General features: G+C 73.5%; 19 protein-coding genes. 15 read left to right on the plus strand and 4 right to left on the minus strand.

The annotated features are described in order from the left end of the window. Positions 1-75: 75 nt before the first annotated feature. The 8 genes from J4G33_RS00290 (at position 76) to J4G33_RS00325 (ending at position 9,182) form a co-directional block, all read left to right on the plus strand. Entirely contained in the window at positions 76-1,551 is a 1,476-nt protein-coding gene (locus J4G33_RS00290; protein ID WP_208053910.1) for a DUF3375 domain-containing protein, read from the plus strand. Then, positions 1,544-2,182: a DUF4194 domain-containing protein gene (locus J4G33_RS00295; protein ID WP_208053911.1), complete on the plus strand. Its 639-nt coding sequence runs from the start codon at positions 1,544-1,546 to the stop codon at positions 2,180-2,182. Before J4G33_RS00290 ends, J4G33_RS00295 begins: the two co-directional genes overlap by 8 nt. Next, a complete protein-coding gene (locus J4G33_RS00300) occupies positions 2,179-5,553 on the plus strand; it encodes an ATP-binding protein (protein ID WP_208053912.1) in 3,375 nt (1,124 codons plus the stop codon). Before J4G33_RS00295 ends, J4G33_RS00300 begins: the two co-directional genes overlap by 4 nt. Before the next feature lie 208 nt (positions 5,554-5,761). Continuing rightward, on the plus strand, positions 5,762-6,412 hold the full coding sequence (locus tag J4G33_RS00305; protein WP_307793608.1) for an alpha/beta fold hydrolase: 651 nt from the start codon (positions 5,762-5,764) through the stop codon (positions 6,410-6,412). 65 nt (positions 6,413-6,477) lie between these two features. Next, positions 6,478-7,047: a TetR family transcriptional regulator gene (locus J4G33_RS00310; protein ID WP_208053913.1), complete on the plus strand. Its 570-nt coding sequence runs from the start codon at positions 6,478-6,480 to the stop codon at positions 7,045-7,047. After that, positions 7,044-7,829 carry an ABC transporter ATP-binding protein gene (locus tag J4G33_RS00315; RefSeq protein ID WP_208053914.1) on the plus strand — a complete coding sequence of 262 codons (786 nt, stop codon included), beginning with the start codon at positions 7,044-7,046 and terminating at the stop codon, positions 7,827-7,829. The genes J4G33_RS00310 and J4G33_RS00315 overlap by 4 nt, the downstream gene beginning before the upstream one ends. Then, positions 7,829-8,596: an ABC transporter permease gene (locus tag J4G33_RS00320; protein WP_208053915.1), complete on the plus strand. Its 768-nt coding sequence runs from the start codon at positions 7,829-7,831 to the stop codon at positions 8,594-8,596. The genes J4G33_RS00315 and J4G33_RS00320 overlap by 1 nt, the downstream gene beginning before the upstream one ends. A gap of 223 nt (positions 8,597-8,819) precedes the next feature. Further along, positions 8,820-9,182, plus strand: a complete 363-nt coding sequence (locus J4G33_RS00325) for a PASTA domain-containing protein (RefSeq protein ID WP_208053916.1) — start codon at positions 8,820-8,822, stop codon at positions 9,180-9,182. Positions 9,183-9,279: 97 nt separating this feature from the next. Here the strand turns inward: J4G33_RS00325 and J4G33_RS00330 are convergent, their stop codons facing one another. Then, positions 9,280-10,044, minus strand: a complete 765-nt coding sequence (locus tag J4G33_RS00330; RefSeq protein ID WP_208053917.1) for a fructosamine kinase family protein — start codon at positions 10,042-10,044, stop codon at positions 9,280-9,282. 150 nt (positions 10,045-10,194) lie between these two features. Here J4G33_RS00330 and ald point away from each other — a divergent pair, with 150 nt between their 5' ends. From ald to J4G33_RS00350, 4 genes are all read left to right on the plus strand, one after another. Continuing rightward, positions 10,195-11,307, plus strand: a complete 1,113-nt coding sequence (gene ald / locus J4G33_RS00335) for an alanine dehydrogenase (RefSeq protein ID WP_208053918.1) — start codon at positions 10,195-10,197, stop codon at positions 11,305-11,307. A 73-nt stretch (positions 11,308-11,380) separates the two neighbouring features. Further along, the gene (locus J4G33_RS00340) at positions 11,381-12,058 is read left to right on the plus strand and encodes a GNAT family N-acetyltransferase (RefSeq protein WP_208053919.1); all 678 of its coding nucleotides are present in this window, start codon (positions 11,381-11,383) and stop codon (positions 12,056-12,058) included. Continuing rightward, positions 12,055-14,127, plus strand: coding sequence for a M3 family metallopeptidase (locus J4G33_RS00345; protein ID WP_208053920.1), 2,073 nt, complete (start codon positions 12,055-12,057; stop codon positions 14,125-14,127). The genes J4G33_RS00340 and J4G33_RS00345 overlap by 4 nt, the downstream gene beginning before the upstream one ends. Before the next feature lie 82 nt (positions 14,128-14,209). Beyond that, the gene (locus J4G33_RS00350; protein ID WP_208053921.1) at positions 14,210-15,577 is read left to right on the plus strand and encodes a M20/M25/M40 family metallo-hydrolase; all 1,368 of its coding nucleotides are present in this window, start codon (positions 14,210-14,212) and stop codon (positions 15,575-15,577) included. 63 nt (positions 15,578-15,640) lie between these two features. Here J4G33_RS00350 and J4G33_RS00355 read toward each other — a convergent pair whose 3' ends face one another. After that, positions 15,641-15,871, minus strand: coding sequence for a DUF5703 family protein (locus J4G33_RS00355; RefSeq protein ID WP_208053922.1), 231 nt, complete (start codon positions 15,869-15,871; stop codon positions 15,641-15,643). Positions 15,872-15,941: 70 nt separating this feature from the next. Here J4G33_RS00355 and J4G33_RS00360 point away from each other — a divergent pair, with 70 nt between their 5' ends. Then, positions 15,942-16,238, plus strand: coding sequence for a primosomal protein (locus J4G33_RS00360; protein WP_208053923.1), 297 nt, complete (start codon positions 15,942-15,944; stop codon positions 16,236-16,238). A gap of 42 nt (positions 16,239-16,280) precedes the next feature. Here J4G33_RS00360 and J4G33_RS00365 read toward each other — a convergent pair whose 3' ends face one another. Beyond that, positions 16,281-17,237, minus strand: coding sequence for an aldo/keto reductase (locus J4G33_RS00365; protein ID WP_208053924.1), 957 nt, complete (start codon positions 17,235-17,237; stop codon positions 16,281-16,283). A gap of 56 nt (positions 17,238-17,293) precedes the next feature. Here J4G33_RS00365 and uppP point away from each other — a divergent pair, with 56 nt between their 5' ends. Continuing rightward, positions 17,294-18,169, plus strand: coding sequence for an undecaprenyl-diphosphatase UppP (uppP, locus tag J4G33_RS00370; protein WP_208053925.1), 876 nt, complete (start codon positions 17,294-17,296; stop codon positions 18,167-18,169). A 29-nt stretch (positions 18,170-18,198) separates the two neighbouring features. Continuing rightward, on the plus strand, positions 18,199-19,458 hold the full coding sequence (gene mshC, locus J4G33_RS00375) for a cysteine--1-D-myo-inosityl 2-amino-2-deoxy-alpha-D-glucopyranoside ligase (protein ID WP_208053926.1): 1,260 nt from the start codon (positions 18,199-18,201) through the stop codon (positions 19,456-19,458). A 48-nt stretch (positions 19,459-19,506) separates the two neighbouring features. On the opposite strand, the gene J4G33_RS00380 is transcribed toward mshC, so the two are convergent. Next, positions 19,507-20,361, minus strand: coding sequence for a PAC2 family protein (locus J4G33_RS00380; RefSeq protein ID WP_208053927.1), 855 nt, complete (start codon positions 20,359-20,361; stop codon positions 19,507-19,509). Positions 20,362-20,416: the final 55 nt, after the last annotated feature.

Consider the following 20,416-nt stretch of genomic DNA (forward strand, 5'->3'; position numbering starts at 1 on the left):
GTGCCCTCGGCCTGACGGCGCCCCGTTCTGGCGCCGTGCATCGGGTCGCCGCGGACTCGCCTACGCTGTGCGGCGATGATGACACGTGCCGAAGGGGCGTACCTGGGCGCCCTGCGGGCCTTCCAGAACCCCATGCTGGACCTCCTGCACAAGCGGCACGCCCCCCTGGTGGTGTCCCTGCTGTCGGTGCTCTTCACCGCCGACCGCCCGACGGTCCAGGTCGCGGACGCGCACACCGAGATCGGCGACGCCCTCGACCAGCTCCGCGCCGCGGGCCACGAGGAGAGCCTCCCCGCCGGCACCGCCCGCGAGCTGTGCCGGCAGTGGGCCGAGGCCGGGTGGCTGGTCCGGCAGGTCCTCGACGGTGACGTCGAGGTCTACCGCCTCTCGGCCCACGCCGTCGGGGCCCTCGAGGTGGCCGGCCGTGCCGGTGGGGCACGGTCGCGGGTCTCGCAGTCCCGGGTCCGCACCCTGCTCGAGGCCGTCGAGCGTCTTGCGCAGGACGCCGACCCCGACGTCCTGGTCCGCATGGCCCGGCTCGATGCCGAGATCGCCCGCCGGCGCGAGGAGCTCGAGCGGATCCAGCGGACCGGCGAGGTCGAGCAGGTCGACGACGAGCAGCTGCTCGAGGAGGCCGAGAACGTGCTGCACCTGGTGCGCGAGCTGCCGGCCGACTTCGCCCGGGTCGCCGAGTCGATCAAGGCGATGCAGCGCGACGTCGTCACCGCCCTGCGCCGCGACGAGCGCCCGACCGGCGAGGTGCTGCGCGAGTACCTCGAGCGCGGTGAGCACGTGATGGAGTCGACCACCGAGGGCCGTGCCTTCGCCGGGGCCCTGCGCCTGATCGGGGACCCGCAGCGGCTCGACGAGCTCTCGGCCCAGCTCGACACCGTGCTCCGGCACCGCTTCACACGCCGACTCGCCTCCCCGCAGCAGGCCGAGCTGCGCGAGATCGGCCGCCAGATCGAGATCGGCCTCGACCAGGTCTTCACCGCCCAGCGGGAGGCCTCCGCGGTGATCACCGCCCAGGTCCGCAACCACGACCCGTTGCGGGACCGGGAGGTCGACGACCTCCTGCGCGACGTCATGAACGGCCTGCAGGCGTGGGTGCCGGACGCCCGTCGCGGCCAGCTGGTCGACCCGGTGCGGCGGCTGCCCGTGGCGGAGGTCGACCACCTGCGTCAGACCACGGGGAACCTGCGGCCGCCGCAGCCGCCCGCGCCGTTGCCCGAGGGGGAGTGGGATGCCGACCCCGAGGTCTCCCAGGACGAGGCCCGTGCCTGGGGAGGCCCGCACTACGCCGACCTCGACGAGCACCTGTCCGCCTTCGCCGAGGGCGACGGGGACGTGGACCTCGCGGCGGCCTTCAGCGCCGCACCGGACGGGCTCCGGCGACCGGTGGACCTGCTCGGGCTGCTCGAGATCGCGCACGACCGAGGCATGGTCGAGACCGGCGAGGTCGCCTTCGTCGAGGCCATCCGACCCGACGGCACCCGTCGGCTGCTGGCCTTCGGCGGCGTCACGACACGGACGAAGGACGAGGATGACTGACACCACCACCGAGGGGTTCATCGCCCCCGTCCCCATGGAGGAGGACCCCGCCGAGCTCTTCGCGGGGGACTCGGGCACCCTCGAGCCCCAGGTGCGGCTCGTGCTCGTCCGCCTGCTGCAGCGTCGGTTCCTCCTCGCGGACCGCCACCGCGCGCAGTGGCGCACCCTCCTCGAGAACCAGCAGGTCATCGAGTCCCGTCTGCACGACCTCTTCGTCCACCTCGTCGTGGACCACGAGCGTGGGGTCGCCTACAAGCGTCAGGTCAGGTCGGCCGAGCTCGAGGTCCCGGTGCTGCTGCGGGACGAGCCCTACTCGCGCGCCGAGACCCTCGTGCTGGTCCACCTGCGCACCGTCTTCCAGCGTGAGCAGGGAGCCGGCGAGGCCTCGGTGCGGGTCGACGCCGAGGAGATCGAGCAGACAGCCCTGACCTACTTCGACGCCGACGAGACCAACCTCGCGACCCGGCAGCGGGAGATCCGCGCCGCCGTCACCCGGCTCGCCAAGGAAGGGTTGATCGAGGAGGAGTCCGAGGGGCGCTACCGCGTGACCCCGTTGGTCGAGGTGGTGCTGAGCAACGAGCGGCTCGTCGAGCTCCGCAGCTGGCTCCGTGAGCAGGAGGTCACCCGATGACGATGGTCGACACGCTCTTCGGGCTGATCCCTGCGGCCTCGGCCGGTCAGCAGTGGGTGGCCGGCGACCTCCAGCTGGTCAACTGGGGCGGCTACGACGGTCACCACCGGGTGCGCCTGGCGCCGACCGCCACCCTGCTCTCGGGCGGGTCGGGCTCGGGCAAGTCCACCCTGATGGACGCCTACATCGCTCTGCTCATGCCCCACACGACGCCGTTCAACGGGGCGTCCAACGGCGGCGTCGTCGGGCGGCCACGAGGCAAGGACCAGCGCAACATCCTGTCCTACGCCCGCGGCAAGATCGACGAGTCCCGTACCGAGGACGGAACCGAGCAGCGGGTGCTGCGGGGGGACGGCCGGGACACCTGGTCGGCGATCGCGATGACCTGGGTGGACCAGTCGGGCAACCTGCTGACGGGGGTCCGGGCCTGGTACGTGCCCTCGGCCGCACGGTCCCTCGAGGACGTCGTCGCAGTGCGTGCGACCTGTGCGGGGCCCTTCGACCTGCGCGAGCTCGAGGGGCCCGCGACCCGGCGTCTGGGCCGCGCAGCCCTGGCCGAGGTGGGCCTGACCTGCTTCGACACCGACCGCGAGTTCACCGCACGCCTCCACTCGACCCTGGGCATCGGTGCGTCGAGCGACGGCACCAAGGCCGTCGCCCTGCTCGGTCGGATCCAGGCAGGGCAGCAGATCACCACGGTCGACGCCCTCTACAAGGCCATGGTCCTCGAGGAGCCCGACACCTTCGCGACCGCCGACGCGGTGGTCGAGCAGTTCGACACCCTGAGCCGCACCCGCGACCAGATGGTCACCGCGCGGCAGCAGGTCAAGGCCCTCGAGCCGATCCGGGACCACCGTGCCGAGATCGACGCGGCCCAGGACCGGCTGGACGTGATCGAGGCCGTCGGGTCGTTCGACGACGGGACCTCGCCCGCGGCGCTCTGGCGTCACGAGAGCCGCCTCGGCCTGCTGCGCGCGGTCGAGCAGGACCTGCAGCGCGAGCACCACGAGGCGCAGCGTCTCGCCGCCGAGACCGCAGCACGGATCGATGCCGCGCGTGCCGAGCTCGACGGGGTGCGCGAGACCCTCTGGTCCTCGGGCGGTGACCGGCTCGCCACGGCGCAGCGCGAGCTGAGCTCGGCCGGGGCGAGGCTCGAGGAGATCCGGCGCGCACGGGCCCGCCTCGACGAGCAGCTCGCCGTGCTCGGGGTCGAGGTCGCCTCCGAGGCTGATCTGGTCGAGACGGTGGCGCGCGCCCGACGGGCGCTCCAGGACGCCGAGGCCAAGGACGCCGCGCGTCAGGCACTCTTCGAGGCGATGGCCCGGAAGAAGGGCGCGGCCGACGAGCTGCGGGAGCTGCAGGCCGAGCGGACCGCGGTCGCGCGACGTCGGGACAACATCCCCGGGGACCTGCACGCCGCACGGGCTGCGCTGGCCGCCGCCGCTGGGCTCGGCGTCGAGGACCTGCCCTTCGTGGCCGAGCTCGTCGAGGTCCGCACCGAGCACGAGCCGTGGCGCGAGGCCTTCAACCTCGCCCTCGGTGGGTTCGCGACCCTCCTGCTCATCGACGCCACGCACCTGCAGGCGTTCCGCAAGGCCATCGACACCGTGCCCACCGCCCGACGCATCCGCTTCCAGGGCGTCGTCACGGGCATGAACGACGACGTGGGGCTGGACGCCAGGACCCTGCCCGGCCGGCTCGACTACCGGGGCGGGCCGTTCACGGGCTGGCTCCGCGGTGAGCTGGCCACCCGGTTCGCCTTCGTCTGCGTGGACACGCCGGGTGAGCTCTCGCAGCACAGCAAGGCCCTCACGCGGGCCGGGCAGGTCTCCGAGGGGTCCCGCGGGGCGCACGGCGGGCAGGGCCGGGCGAACCTGCTGGGCTTCACCAACAGCCGTCGGCTCGCTCTCCTGGACGAACAGCTCGCCCGGACCCAGCGGGAGCTCGCCCTCGCGGAGGAGGCGGTGACCGAGGCCGCGGCCCGCCTCGACGGCCACGACGAGCAGCTGCTCGCGCACCGGGCCCTGACCGAGCTCACCTGGGACCAGGTCGACGTCGCGTCGGTCGAGGCGGAGCAGTCCCGGTGGGCGCAGGTGGTCGAGGACGTGACCTCGGGCAACCCGGAGGTCACCCGCCTGCAGCGGCGGGCCGCAGAGCTCGAGACCTCGGTGCGGGCCCTGACCGAGGAGCTCGGCCGGACCAAGGGTGCGGTCGCGGACCTCGGGGAGAGGTGGGCCGCCACCTCGGACGAGGTGGACGGTGCCCAGCACGCCCTCGACGCGGCGCAGGAAGCTGGCACGAGGGTCGGGACGGAGCAGCGCTCCTACCTCGACGGGCTGCTGAGCGGCGCGGGGCGGCCCGCTCCCGACCAGGACGGCGTGGCCCCGGGCGCTGGCCTGACGGCCTTCGACGGCGTCGTGGCCCGGGCTGGCGAGACCCTGATGGCCGATCGCCGCAGCGCCCGGCACAGCATCGACACGGCGCGGGAGTCCTTGCGTCGGATCTTCGAGACCTTCGTCGAGCGCTGGCCCGACCCGAACCTGGGCAGCGACCCGGACGGCTCGTACCCGGACTTCGCCCGCATCCTCGAGGACCTGGGCACCAGCGGCCTGCACGAGCTCGAGGCCGAGTGGCGGCGGAGCCTGCTGCGCCTCTCGGGGAACGACCTCACGGACCTGCACAGCGCCCTGAGCCGCTCGGTGCGCGAGATCAAGGAGCGGATCGGCCCGGTCAACGAGATCCTCGCCGACCTGCCCTTCGCCGACGACGAGCACCGGCTGCGGATCGACGCACGCGACACCCAGTCCACCGTCGTGGCTCGCTTCCGCAAGGAGCTGCGCGACCTGCGCGAGGCGCTCTCGACCGAGGCGAGCGACGCCGAGCGCGAGCGGCGCTACCTGCGGATGGCCAAGGTGATCGACCGGATCCGGCGCACCGCCCCCGACTACGCCGACCTCGTCGACGTCCGCCGCCACGTGCGGCTGAGCGCCGAGAAGGTGGACCTCGAGGGTCGGCACGTCGCGCTCTACGACCACATCGGCGAGAAGTCCGGTGGTGAGTCCCAGGAGCTCGTGGCCTTCATCGTGGGTGCGGCCCTGCGCTACCAGCTCGGGGACGCGGGAGCCGAGCGCCCCCGGTACGCCCCCGTCTTCCTCGACGAGGCGCTGATCAAGGCCGACGCACGGTTCACCGGCCGAGCGATCGGGGCATGGCGCGGGCTGGGGTTCCAGCTGGTGATCGGGGCCCCCAACGACAAGTTCGGCGCCCTCGAGCCGCACGTCGACCTCAAGTACGTCGTCCTCAAGGACGGCAGCGGCCGGTCCCGGACCAAACCCGTCGCGGGGGTGGCCCAGACCGTGACCCCGGGTTGAGGACGGAGTGACGTCGGGTGCCCGGTGCGGGCCGGCCAGAGGATCTTCCCGCACCCGCCGTGGCGGCGAGGTGTGGGTCGTGTGGTGATCATCGACCTCGCGGTGTGACCTCCCCGGTGCAGGGTTACCGTCGGAGACGGACCGGCTCGCCCTCGTCGCTGAGCCACGCGAGCTCGCCCTGGAGGCCTCCATCACCCCCCTCGTCTTCGTGCACGGGACCCGCACGTCCTCGGCCATCTGGCACGGTCAGCTCGACGCGGTCCGCGCTGCGGGGCACGAGGCCGTCGCGGTGGATCTCCCGGGTCACGGAGCCCGCTCGCACGAGCGCTTCACCCTCGACGGTGCCCTCGAGACCATCGACCGGGCCGTGCGGGCGTGCGCGTCGCCGCCGGTGCTCGTCGGCCTCTCGTTGGGGGGCTACACCTCGCTGGCCTACGCCGCGCGGACGCAGACGGCCCTCGCGGGCCTGGTGCTGTCGGGCTGCTCGACCGAGATCCGTGGCAAGCCCGTCGCCGCCTATCGCACCATCTCCTCGGCGATCGCACGGCTGCTGGGCCGCCAGGCCTCGTGGGCCGTGGTGGCGGACATGCTCGGTGCGATGGGGCAGCACTCCTCGCTGGGTGATCTCGGCCGGTTGCAGGCCCGCGTGGTCCCCGTGTGGCTGGTCAACGGCCACCGGGACCCCCTCCGCCTGGGGGAGAGGGCCTACCTCGCGGCGCTCCCCGGGATCCGCCGTGCGGTCGTGCCCCGAGCGGGGCACGACGTGAACACCCACGCCCCCCGGGTGTTCAACCGGCTCCTGCTGGACGTCCTCGCCCAGGTGGCACCACGCGGGGGTGCCCTGGTCCCCGCCAGGTGAGGTCCTCGCCTGGTGCTTGCCTGGAAGCCCTGGCCCTCCACCATGTTAGTGACTAACATGGTGGGGTGACCTCGCGCACCGAGAGAACCAGGGCAGCGCTCCAGGGCGCTGCGCTGCAGCTGTTCACCGAGCGAGGCTTCGACCACGTCACGGTCGAGGAGGTCGCTACCGCGGCCGGGGTCTCGCACATGACCTTCTTCCGGTACTTCCCGACCAAGGAGGCCGTGGTCCTGGACGACCCCTACGACCCGGTACTGGGCGATGCGGTGCGTGCCCAGCCCGCGGCGCTCAGCCCGCTCGAGCGGGTGCGCCGTGCGCTGCTCATGGCATGGGGCACCCTGCCCGAGCCGGGCGAGGACGAGACCCGTGCCCGGGTCGCCCTCGTCGCCGGGCACGACGGCCTGCGGGCGAAGGCCTGGGCCAACAACCAACGGACCCAGGACGTGCTCGCGGACGCTCTCGTCGAGGACGGGGTGCCGCCCCTCGAGGCACAGGTGGCAGCCGGGGCCTGCCTCGGGGCGCTCATGGCTGCCCTGCTCGACTGGGGGGCCGGGGGCGAGGGCGGGCTGGGCGACCGGATCAGCTCGGCCCTCGGGCAGCTCGCCCCACCGCCGATCGCGGAGGGTGTGCCGTGAGCGCCCAGGACGTCGTCCTCGAGGCCCGGGGGGTGACCCGCTCCTTCGGAGCCGAGGTGGCGGTCGAGGACCTCGACCTGACCGTGCGAGCCGGCGAGGTGCACGCCCTCGTCGGTCTGAACGGTGCTGGGAAGACGACCCTGATGCGCCTGCTGCTCGGCATGCTCCGGTGCGACAGCGGGACGACGTGCCTGCGGGACGGGGACGCAGGACTGGTCGACGTCCGCCGTCTGCGGCCCCCGGCCTGGGCCTCGGTGGGGCACCTCGTGGAGACGCCGTTCACCTACGCCGAGCTGACCGTGCTCGAGACGGTCCGGTGCGCGGCGCGGCTGCACGGGCTCACGGCTGCGGAGGCCGGACCCGCGAGCCAGCAGATCATCGGTGCCCTCGCCCTGGACCACTGGTCGGGACGCCGGACCGGCACCCTCTCGCTCGGCAACCGGCAGCGGGTCGGTCTCGCCTCGGCGATGGTCCACCGCCCCGGACTGCTGGTGCTCGACGAGCCCAGCAACGCCCTCGACCCCGCAGGGGTGCTGGTCGTGCGGCGCGAGATCCTCGACGCCGCCGGCCGCGGTGCCGCCGTGCTCGTCTCGAGCCACCACCTCGACGAGGTGGCCCGGATCGCCGACCGGATCACGGTGCTCCACCGGGGTCAGGTGGTCGGGACCCTGCCCCCCGACGGTGCCGATCTCGAGCGCGCGTTCTTCGCGATGGTCTACGGCGCCGAGGCCGACGGGCACCTCGAGCTGCCCGGCGACCCCGCAGGACCGAGGAGGACGTGATGCGCGCAGCTCTCGCGGTCGAGACCCTCAAGCTCCGCAGGGCGACTGCTCCACGGGTCGCCGGCCTGGCCGTCGTGCTCGGCGTGCCGACGGTCACCACGGGGTTCATCGCCGCCGCCGAGGCTGCGCCCACGAGCCAGCTCGCCCTCAAGGTCGCCCCGATGCTCGTCGGGGAGGGATGGGAGGCACAGCTCGCGATGGTCGGTCAGATCCTCTCGGTGGCGATGCTCCTGTCTGCCGGGGTCGTGGCCGCCTGGGTCTACGGACGCGAGCACGTCGACGGGACGATCGGCGGGCTCTACGCGGTGCCCGTGCGACGACGTGAGGTCGCGGTGGCCAAGGCCGTGGTCCTCGTGGCGTGGGGGGTGCTCGTCCTGCTCGCGACCCTCGCCGTCAGTCTCGCGGCCGGCGCTGCCCTCGGTCACGGCGGGCTCGACGACGCCGCGACGGTCGCCCTGGGTCGCGCGGTCCTCGTCGGGCTCCTGACCGTCCTCCTGGCCCTTCCCGTCGGGACAGCGGCCCACCTGCTGCGCGGGTACCTGCCCGGTATCGGTGTGCTCCTCGCGGTCGTCGTGGTGACGCAGGTGGTCACCGTCGCCGGTGCTGGTGCCTGGTTCCCCTACGCGGCCCCGGGGATGTGGGCGGGGATGGGCGGGCCGGAGCTCGCCGAGGCTGTGCTGCCCGTGCAGCTCGCCCTCCCGGCGCCTGTCGCTCTCGGAGGGGTTCTGCTGGCGGCCGGGTGGTCCGAGCGCGCCGAGGTGCGGTGACGGGTCGGCCCGCGGCTGAGCAGGGGTGTGACGAGCGTCGCTGTGACGTCGGTCGCTCCTGTCCCGATATTCGCTGGGGTCGCCGGGACGGGCGGCCTAGCGTGGCAGGAGCCGACCCCGGTGAACAGCTGGGAGAGCGGGGGCTCACGGGTCCCTCGGCGCGTCAGGGGAGCGGTTCCACCAGCGACCCTCCCACAAGGTCGACATGCCCCAGGAGGGCTTTGTGAAGAAGGCATCTGTCCGGGTCGGCGCTGCGGCGCTGGCCGCGAGCGTCGTTCTCCTCACCGCTGCGTGCAGCAGCGACGAGACCGAGAACGAGGCCACCGAGCCTGCGCAGGAGCAGGAGCAGGAGCAGCAGGAGGACGTCGCGGAGGGCCCCACCGAGGTCCCTGACGTGACCGTGCTCATCCTCGAGACCGCGCAGAGCAACCTCGCCGCCCTCGGCCTCGAGATCGAGGTCGTCGACGCCGACGGCGCGGCCGTCGCGGCCGAGGACCCCACGCAGTACATCGTGACCGACCAGGACCCGGCCGAGGGCACGGTCGAGGCCGGCGACGTCGTGACCCTCACGGTGCGCGAGCGCTGACCTGAGGACCACGTCCCGGTCCGTCTACCCCCGGGGTGGGCGGACCGGGACCCTGGTCGGCCCGGCTGCCGTCCCGGTGCCCCCGACGACAGGTCGGTCAGAGGTAGCGGTCCACGAGCCGGACCAGCTGGTCCCGGTAGGAGCCGCCGAACAGCACGGCGTGCATGCCCACCGGGTAGATCTGGTGCAGCCCCAGGAGGTCGCGCCAGCCGGTGGGCAGCGGCCACTCCTCCTCGTACGCGGCGAGCACCTCCCCGAGGTGGGGCAGCCCGAAGAGCTCGAGCATCGCGAGGTCGCTCAGACGGTGACCCCCGTGCGCGGCAGGGTCGATCAGGGTCGCGCCCTGGGCGGTCCACATCACGTTCCCCGACCACAGGTCCCCGTGCAGCCGCGACGGCGGGTCGTCGTCCTCGCCGAGCCCCTCGCGCAGACGCTCGGTGAGCCTGTCCAGGCGCCCTGCGAGACTCGAGCCGAGGGCGCCCTGGGCGTCGAGGTGGTCCCGGAGCGGCAGGACGCGCCCCTCGGCGTGGGCCAGGCCCCAGCGGGGCCACCGTCCCAGGGTGAGCGGGTACGGGTCCGAGAGCGGACCGAAGAAGCCGTCACCCACCCAGCCCTCGGGCGGGCAGCCGAAGTCCGCGGCACCGGCAGCGTGGGTCCGGGCGAGCCCGCGGCCCAGCTCCCGGGCGTGCTCGACGGTCGGTGAGGTGGGGACGAGGGCCTCGAGGTCGAGGCCGTGCACGTCAGCGCTCAGGACCTCGACCACCCGGGCCCCGCCCGAGGCCGCGAGCCACCGCAGGCCCGCGGCCTCGCAGGCGAAGAACCCGGAGGGTGCCGTCGCTCGTTCCTTGCGGTAGATCTGCATGGACCCATCCCACCAGGACGTGCGGTCGGCTGCCGTGCCGGAGGGGCGACCGGCCGCGCGTGTTGCGGTCACGTGACATCCGCGTCCAGCACTGTCCTCGCACCTCCCGACGTGCGATTCTCACCAGATGGACATCGAGTGGAGGAGCGCATGAGGGTCGGGGTCCCGTCCGAGGTCAAGAACCACGAGTATCGGGTCGCGCTGACCCCCGCGGGTGTCCACGCCCTCGTGGGGGCGGGGCACGAGGTGCTCGTCCAGAGCGGCGCAGGTCGAGGCTCGGCCCTGGACGACGAGGAGTACGTCTCGGCCGGGGCCCGGATCGTGCCTGCCGCCGAGGACGCCTGGGCAGCCGAGCTCGTCTGCAAGGTCAAGGAGCCGGTCGAGAGCGAGTACCAGTACCTGCGCGCCGACCAGGTCCTCTTCACCTTCCTGCACCTCGCCGCCAGCCGTCCCTGCACGGACGCCCTCCTCGCCGCGGGCACCACGGCCATCGCCTACGAGACGGTCGAGGCCCCCGACGGGTCGCTCCCGCTGCTCGCCCCGATGAGCGAGGTCGCCGGTCGTCTGGCCACGCAGGTCGGCGCGTACCACCTGCTGTCGAGCGCCGGCGGACGGGGGGTGCTGCCGGGCGGTGTGCCCGGGGTGGCCCCGGGCAGCGTCGTCGTCATCGGGGGTGGCACCGCCGGCCGTCACGCCGCGGACATCGCCGTCGGGCTGCGTGCGGACGTGACCGTCCTGGACGTGGACCTGCCACGCCTGCGGGAGCTCGACGCCGCGTACGGGGGGAGGGTCCGCACGGTGGCGTCGAGCGCCTACGCGATCGAGCGGGCGGTCCTCGCCGCCGACCTCGTGATCGGCGCGGTCCTGGTGCCCGGCCGCAGGGCCCCGCACCTGGTCTCGAACGAGCTCGTGAGCCGCATGCGCGCAGGATCAGTCCTGGTCGACGTCGCCGTCGACCAGGGGGGCTGCTTCGAGGACACCCGACCCACGACCCATGACGACCCGACCTTCCCCGTGCACGGCTCCGTCATGTACTGCGTCGCCAACATGCCCGGGGTCGTGCCCGTGACCTCGACGCACGCCCTCACGGCGGTGACGCTGCCCTACCTGCAGGCCCTGGCCTCCTCCGGCTGGCGACGCGCGGTCGAGGAGGACCCTGCCCTGGCTGCCGGTCTCACCACCCACGCCGGTGCCCTGCTGCACCACGGGGTGGCCGAGGCCCACGGTCTGCGCGCCGCGGCGCGGGCCGAGGCCCTCACCTGACCGAGGTCCTCGGCGACCGGGTCGCCCCGAATTCGCCTGCGGCCGCCGCGCAGCGCGTCCTAGGGTGACCGGCATGCTCGAGCTCTGCGACGACCGACTCCTGCTGACGGTGCCGACCGAGGAGGACCTCGACGACATCACCGCGGCCTGCCAGGACCCGGAGGTCGCGCGGTGGACCACGGTCCCCGCCCCGTACACCCGTGAGCACGCCCGGGGCTTCGTGCGGGACATGGTCCTGCCGGGGTGGGAGCAGGGCACCAGCGAGGTGTGGGCCCTCCGGGGGCGTGCCACCACGCGCACACCTGGGGACGCACCCGCTGACCTGACACCGGTCCGGGGGATGCTCGGCATGGTGGGCCTGCACGGGATCGCCGACGGCGAGGCAGAGCTCGGCTACTGGACGGCCCCCTGGGCGCGCGGCCAGGGGCTGATGACCCGGGCCGCGGCGATCGTGGTCGAGCACGCCTTCGCCGACCTGGATCTCGTCCGCCTCACGTGGCACGCCTACGTGGGGAACTGGCCCTCACGACGAGTCGCGTGGCGGCTGGGTTTCCAGGTGGAGGGGACCCTGCGCGCCCACGGCCTGCAGCGGGGGGAGCGGATCGACTCGTGGGCCGCGACGTTGCTGCGTGACGACCCTCGGCAGCCCGCAGAACCCTGGCCCGCGGAGGCCCCGGCGGACGGCCGTGCCGTGCCGATCGCCGCCTCGCGTCGGTACCCGGTGCCGTCTCGCGAGAGGATGGCCCGATGACGACCGCGACCCTCGATCCCACGAACCCGTTCGCGCAGCCCTCCGCGCTGCCGTACGGGCTGCCCGACTTCGCCGCGATCCGGGACGAGCACTACCTGCCCGCCTTCGAGGCCGGGATGGTCGCCGAGCGGGCCGAGGTCGAGGCGATCCTCAGCTCTGCGGAGGATCCCACCGAGGAGAACCTCCTGCTCGCCCTCGAGCGGTCCGGTGCGCTGCTGGACCGTGTGTCGATGGTCTTCTTCAACCGTACGAGCGCCGACGCCAGCCCCGAGCTCGACGAGCTCGAGGAGCGTCTCGCCCCCCGCCTGGCCGCCCACCACGACGCGATCTACCTCGACCCCCGCCTCCACACCCGGCTCGAGGCGCTGCACGCTGCGGTCGAGGCCGGCACCCAGGAGCTGGCACCGGACGCGGCATGGCTGCTGCACACCCTGCGCCTGGACGTGCAGCGCGCCGGCGCCGGGGCCCGCCCCGAGGTCCAGGCCGAGATCCGCGAGCTCAACGGGCGTCTGACGAGCCTCGAGACCTCGTTCGGCCGACACCTGCTCGCCGACACCAACGCGGCTGCCGTCCTCGTCGAGGACCGTGCCGAGCTCGACGGCCTCGCCGAGGGCACGATCGCGGCAGCCCGCCAGGCTGCCCAGGACCGCGGCCACGAGAGCGGGTACCTGCTCGAGCTGTCGTTGTTCAGCACCCAGCCCGTGCTCGCGGCGCTCACCGACCGCGGGCTCCGCCGTCGGGTGCACGAGGCCTCGGTGACCCGCGGCGCCCACGGTGGTGCCCATGACACTCGCACGACCCTGCTCGAGCTCGCCGGGCTGCGCGCCCGGCGGGCCGAGCTGCTCGGCTTCGAGCACCACGCGGCGTACGTCGCAGCCGACTCGACCGCACGCACCACCGAGGCGGTCGACGAGATCCTCGGACGGCTGGCCCCGGCCGCGGCGGCCAACGCCCGCGCCGAGGCGGCCGACCTCGAGGCCGCGCTGCAGGTCGACGAGCCGGACGCGACCCTCGAGGCCTGGGACTGGCCCTTCTACGCCGAGCGCCTCCGCCAGGAGCGCTACGCGCTGGACGACGCCGCCCTGCGGCCCTACCTGGAGCTCGAGCGGGTGGTCCGGGAGGGCGTCTTCCACGCAGCGACCGCGCTGTACGGGATCACCTTCACCGACCGCCCGGACCTGCCGGGCTACCACCCCGACGTCCGGGTCTTCGAGGTGCACGACGCCGACGGGACGGGCCTGGGCCTCTTCCTGGCCGACTGGTACACCCGCGAGTCCAAGCGCGGGGGCGCGTGGATGAACAACCTCGTCGACCAGAGCACGCTCCTCGAGGAGCGACCCGTGGTGGTCAACAACCTCAACATCCCCAAGCCCCCCGCGGGCGAGCCGACGCTGCTGGCCTGGGACGAGGTCATCACGCTGTTCCACGAGTTCGGCCACGCCCTGCACGGCCTGCTCTCGGACGTGCGGCTCCCCTCGCAGTCCGGGACCGAGGTGCCCCGAGACTTCGTGGAGTACCCGTCGCAGGTCAACGAGATGTGGGCCTGGGAGCCGAGCGTGCTGCAGCGCTACGCGGTCCATCACGAGACGGGTGAGCCGATGCCCGAGGAGTGGGTCGAGACGATGCTCGCCTCGCGCCAGTTCAACGAGGGCTTCGCCACCACGGAGTACCTGGCCGCGGCCCTCCTGGACCAGGCCTGGCACCAGATGACCCCCGAGGAGGTGCCCACCGACGTCTCCGAGGTCGAGGAGTTCGAGGCGCGGTCGTTGCACGTCGCGGGGATCGCCGTGCACGGGGTGACGCCGCGCTACCGGACGACGTACTTCAACCACGTCTTCGGCGGGGGGTACGCCGCGGCGTACTACTCCTACATCTGGTCCGAGGTGCTCGACGCCGACACGGTCGAGTGGTTCACCGAGAACGGCGGCCTGAGCCGGGAGAACGGCGACCGCTTCCGTCGGGTCCTGCTGGCCCGTGGCGGGTCGGGCGACCCGATGGACGCCTTCCGCGAGCTGCGCGGCCAGGAGCCGAGCATCGAGCCCCTCCTGGCCCGGCGCGGCCTGGGCTGAGGGCCGCCCAGCGTCGGCGGGGCGCGCTCGCCCGCCGCTCCGGGGCGTGGGGAGGGGCGCGGGGCCCGGTAGCGTGGCGCCCATGGCCACGACCACCGGAGACCCCCGCACCCCGACCGCCCCCGCCCCCGCGGGCGCCGACCACCCCACGGCGCAGGACGAGGTCGCACGGATCTGCCAGGACCTGCTGCGGATCGACACCTCCAACTACGGAGACGGCTCGGGCCCGGGGGAGCGCGCCGCGGCCGAGTACGTCATGGCCTCCCTGACGGAGGTGGGCCTGGACCCCGAGATCTTCGAGTCGGCCCCCGGCCGCGCGAGCGTGGTGGTCCGCCTGCCCGGCGTCGACGCCACCCGCGAGGCCCTCGTGCTGCACGGCCACACCGACGTCGTGCCCGCGGCCGCCGACGACTGGAGCGTGGACCCCTTCGGCGGCGAGGAGATCGACGGTCTGCTCTGGGGCCGTGGCGCCGTCGACATGAAGGACATGGACGCGATGATCCTCGCGGTCGTGCGGCAGATGACCCGGGAGGGACGCCGACCTGCGCGCGACGTCGTCGTGGCCTTCTTCGCCGACGAGGAGGCGGGTGGGCGCTACGGCGCTCGGTACGCGGTCGACCACCGCCCCGACCTCTTCGAGGGGGCCACCGAGGCGATCAGCGAGGTCGGCGGGTTCTCGGTCGAGGTGGGGGGGCACCGCGCCTACCTGCTGCAGACCGCCGAGAAGGGCATCGGGTGGCTCCGCCTCGTCGCCGACGGCCGTGCCGGCCACGGGTCCCAGGTCAACCACGAGAACGCCGTCACCCACCTCGCCGCCGCCGTCGCACGGATCGGCGCCCACCCGTGGCCGCTGCAGCTCACGCCCACCGTGCACGCCCTGCTCACCGGGGTCGCGGACCTCACCGGCCTGCCCTTCGACCCCGAGGACGAGCAGTCCGTCGACCGGCTGGTCCACGCCCTGGGCCCCGCGGCGCGGTTCGTCGGGGCGACCACGCGGAACACCGCCAACCCCACGCAGCTGAGCGCCGGGTACAAGGCCAACGTCATCCCGGGCAGCGCCGAGGCCGTGATCGACACCCGGTTCCTGCCCGGCTTCGAGGACGAGGCCCGAGCGGTGCTCGAGCGACTGGCGGGCGAGCACGTGCGGATCGAGGACGTGCACCGCGACGTGGCCCTCGAGGCCCCGTTCTCGGGCGGGCTGGTCGACGCGATGGTCGCGGCCCTACGGGTCGAGGACCCCGCGGCCAGCGTGCTGCCGTACACGCTCTCGGGGGGGACGGACAACAAGTCCCTCGCGCGCCTCGGGATCCGGGGCTACGGGTTCGCCCCGCTCCAGCTGCCGACCTCGCTGGACTTCTCGGCGATGTTCCACGGGGTGGACGAGCGGGTGCCCGTCGAGTCCCTGCGCTTCGGCGTGCGGGTCCTCGACCGGCTCCTCGCGACCTGCTGAGAGCCCCGCCGCGCCTCAGGACCTGGTGTCCCGCGGGCTCGTCAGGTCCTGTCGGCTCGCGGGTCAGAGCGTGCTCTGGACCCGGATGATCTTGCGACGGAGCCACACCTTGCGACCGCCCCCCGCGTAGAGACGGGTGCGGGCGAGCTCCCAGCGCCCGTACTCGGCCTCCTCGGTGAGCAGCCGGCGGGCGTCGCTGCGGCTGGTCTCCTGACCGATCGTCACCACCCGGTACTCGTACGAGCCCTGGGTGCGCCAGCCCTCGCGGGGCGTGCGTGCTGTCCTGGTGCCCAAGCGTTGCCTCCACGAGCCGACCGGTCGGATTCGAGTGCCATTGTGCACGTCCCGGCGATACGGTCGGCACATGACCGTAGATGCGCGTGCCGCGCTCGACCGCCTCCTCGCCTCGCTCGAGGCCCACTACCACGCAGTCAGCACGCGACGCACCGACGACGACCCGGCCGTCGACGACGCCTACGACGTCCTGGCCGACGCCTTCGAGGCCTACGACGACGCGCTCGTCCGAGGGTTCAGCGAGACCCTGCCCTTCTACCTGGCCGACGAGGACGCGGACGAGGACGACGACACCGACGACATCGACGAGGACGACCTCGACGACGACGAGATGGACGGCACCGAGATCGGTGACGAGGACCGCTGAGCGGCCGGGCCCACCGGCCCGGGGGCGGCAGCCCCGCGCCGCTCAGCGACGCTCGGGATAGCCCGCAGCCGGGCTGCTGATCTCGTCCAGGGCCCGCACGATCTCCGCGGGCAGCTCGACGGCAGTCCCGAGGGCGGCCCGCAGCTGCAGGGCGGTCCGCGCCCCGACCACCGCCGAGGCCACCTGAGGCCGTCCGAGAACCCAGGCCAGTGCCACCTCGAGAGGGGTGCAGCCCAGCCCCTCGGCGGCCGTCACGAGGGCCTCGACCACCGGCAGGGCGGTGCGGCCCAGATAGGGCTCGACGAACCCCGCGAGGTGCGAGGAGGCCGCACGGGAGTCCGCCGGGAGGGCGTGACGGTACTTGCCGGTGAGGACACCGCGGCCCAGCGGGGACCAGGCCAGGACGCCGAGGCCGAGGTCGATCGCGGCGGGCACGACCTCGCGCTCGATGCCGCGCTCGAGCAGGGAGTACTCGACCTCGACCGCAGCCAGCCGACCGGGGCCCAGCAGCGTCGCGGCGCGCGCCGTCTGCCAGCCCGGGTGGTTCGACAGCCCGACGTACCTGGCCCGTCCCGAGGCGAGAGCCTGCTCGAGCGCACCGACGGTCTCGACCATGGGTGTCCGGGGATCGGGGGCCTGGACGAGCCACAGGTCGACGTGGTCCGTGCCCAGGCGTCCCAGGGAGGCGTCGAGCCCGTCCAGGAGGGCTCCTCGTGACGCGTCCACGACCCCGCCGCGCTCGGTGCGCCGCACGCCGGCCTTGGTGCAGAGCACGACGTCCTCGCGCGCCACGACGGTGCCGAGCAGGCTGCCCACCAGCTGCTCGGCGTCGCCGTCCGCGTAGTGCGCCGCGGTGTCGACCAGCGTCCCGCCCGCGTCGACGAAGTCGCGCAGCAGCTCGGCCGCCTCGTGCTCGTCGGTGTCCCGGCTCCAGGTCAAGGTTCCCAGGCCGAGGGATGAGACCCGTAGGCCCGTGCCGCCGAGCAGTCGCTCCTCCATGGCTGTGCAGGCTACCGGTCCACGGTCCTGCTCCGACGCCGGTAGCCTTGCGCGCCATGACCTGGTGGGAAGCCCTCGTGCTCGGACTCGTGCAGGCGCTGACGGAGTTCCTTCCGATCTCCTCGAGCGCCCACCTGCGGATCGTCGGCGAGCTGCTGCCGGGGGGCGGCGACCCGGGGGCGGCTTTCACGGCCGTCACGCAGATCGGCACCGAGGCCGCCGTGATCCTCTACTTCCGCAAGGACATCGCCCGTATCTGCGTCGCGTGGTGGCGCGCGGTGAGCGGGGCCCACGGGACCGACCGCAGGTCGCGCCTCGGCGCGGGGGACCCCGACGCCCGGATGGGCTGGTGGATCGCCCTGGGCTCGGTGCCCATCGTCGTCCTGGGCCTGGCCTTCCAGGACGTCATCACGAGCTCCTTCCGGAACCTGTACCTGGTCGCGCTCAGCCTGACCGTCTTCGCGATCTTCCTCGGTCTCGCCGACCGCTTCGGCGCCAAGGAGCGCCAGCTCACGAGCCTGACGGGCAAGCACGCGATCCTGTTCGGCCTGGCCCAGGCCATGGCGCTGGTCCCGGGCGTCTCGCGCTCCGGAGGCACCATCACGGCCGGGCTGCTCATGGGCTACACCCGGGAGGCCGCTGCCCGGTACTCGTTCCTGCTCGCCATCCCCGCGGTGCTCGGGTCGGGGTTCCAGCAGCTCTTCACGAACCTCGACCAGTTCGGCAGCCCCGGCACCCCGGGCCTGGGGGCGATCGCCCTCGCGACGGTGGTCGCCTTCGCCGGCGGGTACGCCGTGATCATCGGCTTCCTGCACGTCGTCTCGACCTACAGCTACCAGCCGTTCGTCGTCTACCGGATCGGGCTCTCCGTCGTCGTGGTCGTCCTGCTCCTGGCGGGGGTCCTGACGCCGCTGGGTGGCGCCGGGACGTGATCCCGGCGCGGCGCGGCTAGGCTGCGCAGGTGCTCACCTGGCCTTCCCCCCACGTCCCGCAGATCCCCGGTCAGGGTGGGGAGGTGCGCATCGTCGACAGCACGACCGACGCCCTCGTCGTCGCGGCCCCGGGTCCTGTCGCCCGGCTCTACGTGTGCGGGATCACCCCCTACGACGCGACGCACCTGGGGCACGCGGCCACGTACATCGCCTTCGACCTGCTGCACCGGGCCTGGCTCGACGCAGGCCTCGAGGTCCGCTACGCCTCGAACGTGACCGACGTGGACGACCCGCTGCTCGAGCGGGCGAAGCAGACCGGCCAGGCCTGGGACGAGCTCGCGGCCGAGCAGACAGCTCTCTTCGCCGAGGACATGACTGCCCTGGCCGTCCTGCCGCCGCACACCTACCTCGGAGCGGTCGAGACCATCCCGCTCGTGGCCCGGTCGGTGGCCCAGCTCCTCGACCAAGGGCTCGCCTACCGCGTCCCCGTCGAGGAGGGCGCCGGCGGCGAGAACCCCGACCTGGGTGACGTCTACGCGGACATCTCGGTGGATCCGCACTTCGGCTCGGTCGCTGGCCTGGACCACGACGAGACCGTCCGGCTCTTCGCCGAGCGGGGCGGAGACCCCCAGCGGTCGGGCAAGCGTGACCCCCTCGACCCGGCCCTGTGGCGTCGCGAGCGTCCCGGTGAGCCGTCCTGGGACGGGGGAGCGCTCGGGACCGGTCGCCCCGGGTGGCACATCGAGTGCACGGTCATCGCCGAGGACGCCCTGGGCAGCGAGTTCGACGTGCAGGGCGGAGGGAGGGACCTCTGCTTCCCCCACCACGAGATGTCCACGGCCCACGCGCGGTCCCTCGGGGGCCTCGGGGCGCGCAGCCACGTGCACGCCGGCATGGTCGGCCTCGACGGCGAGAAGATGAGCAAGTCCCTCGGCAACCTCGTCCTGGTCTCACGGCTGCGGGCCGACGGCGTCGATCCGATGGCGGTGCGTCTCGGAGTCCTCGCGCACCACTACCGGACCGACTGGGACTGGGACGACGAGGTGCTCGCCACGGCGACGAAGCGTCTCGAGCGCTGGCGCTCGGCGGTCTCCGGCAACGGCGGTCCGGACCCGGACAGCACGGTCGCGGCCGTCCGGGCTGCCCTGGCCGCCGACCTCGACGCCCCGTCGGCCCTGCAGGCCGTGGACACCTGGGCCGACGCGTCCTTGAGCGTCGGCGGCGACGTCGAGGGTGCCCCCGGGATCATCGCGCGCATGGTCGACGCCCTGCTCGGCGTCCGGCTCTGAGACGTCCCGTTCTGGGGCCGTCTCTGCGGGGGCCTGGCCTGCGTGCCCTCAGCCCGTGGCGGGTCCACCGTCGCGGCGCCGCAGGTAGCGCTCGAACTCCCGAGCGATCGCCTCGCCCGAGGCCTCGGGCAGGTCGGCCGTGTCCTTGGCCTCCTCGAGCTGGGCGACGTACTCGGCGATCTCGGCGTCCTCCGCCGCGAGCTCGTCGACGCCGTGCTGCCAGGCCTCGGCGTCCTCAGGCAGGTCGCCCAGCGGGACCGGCCGGCCCAGGAGCTCCTCGATGCGTGCCAGCAGGGCGAGGGTCGCCTTGGGGGAGGGCGGGTGCGCCACGTAGTGGGGGACCGCGCTCCACACGGACAGGGCGTGCATCCCGCGGCGCGCCGCCTCGTGCTGCAGCACCCCGACGATGCCCGTGGGGCCCTCGTAGGTGGTCGCGTCGAGCCCGAGGTCGTCCTGGACGCTGCCGTCCTCGGAGGTGGCCGTGACCGGGATGGGTCGGGTGTGCGGGACGTCCGCGAGCAGGGCGCCGACGGTGACCACGGTGCGTACCCCGAGACGCTCGGCGGCGTCGAGGATCTCGGCGCAGTACGTCCGCCAGCGCATCGAGGGCTCGATGCCGTGCACGAGCACGACCGTGCCCTCGCCCGGGGAGGGGGCGACGGCGATCGAGGTGGTGGGCCAGGTGATGCGCCGGGTGCCGTCCTCGGCGACGCCGACCGTCGGGCGGTTCACCTGGAAGTCGTGGTACTCCTCGGGGTCGAGCTCGTCGACCTGCTCGGCGCCCCAGACCTCGTGCAGGTGGATCAGCGATTGGGTGGCGGCCGAGCCGGCGTCGTTCCAGCCCTCGAAGGCTGCGAGCATCACCGGTCCACGCAGCGGACCACGTCCCAGGGCATCGGTCATGACGCCAGCCTAGGCGTTCCGGCGTCACCGACCCTCGAGCGCCGCGGGGCGTGCG

Source organism: Actinotalea soli, from assembly GCF_017565425.1.
In the GTDB taxonomy this organism is placed as follows: domain Bacteria; phylum Actinomycetota; class Actinomycetes; order Actinomycetales; family Cellulomonadaceae; genus Actinotalea; species Actinotalea soli.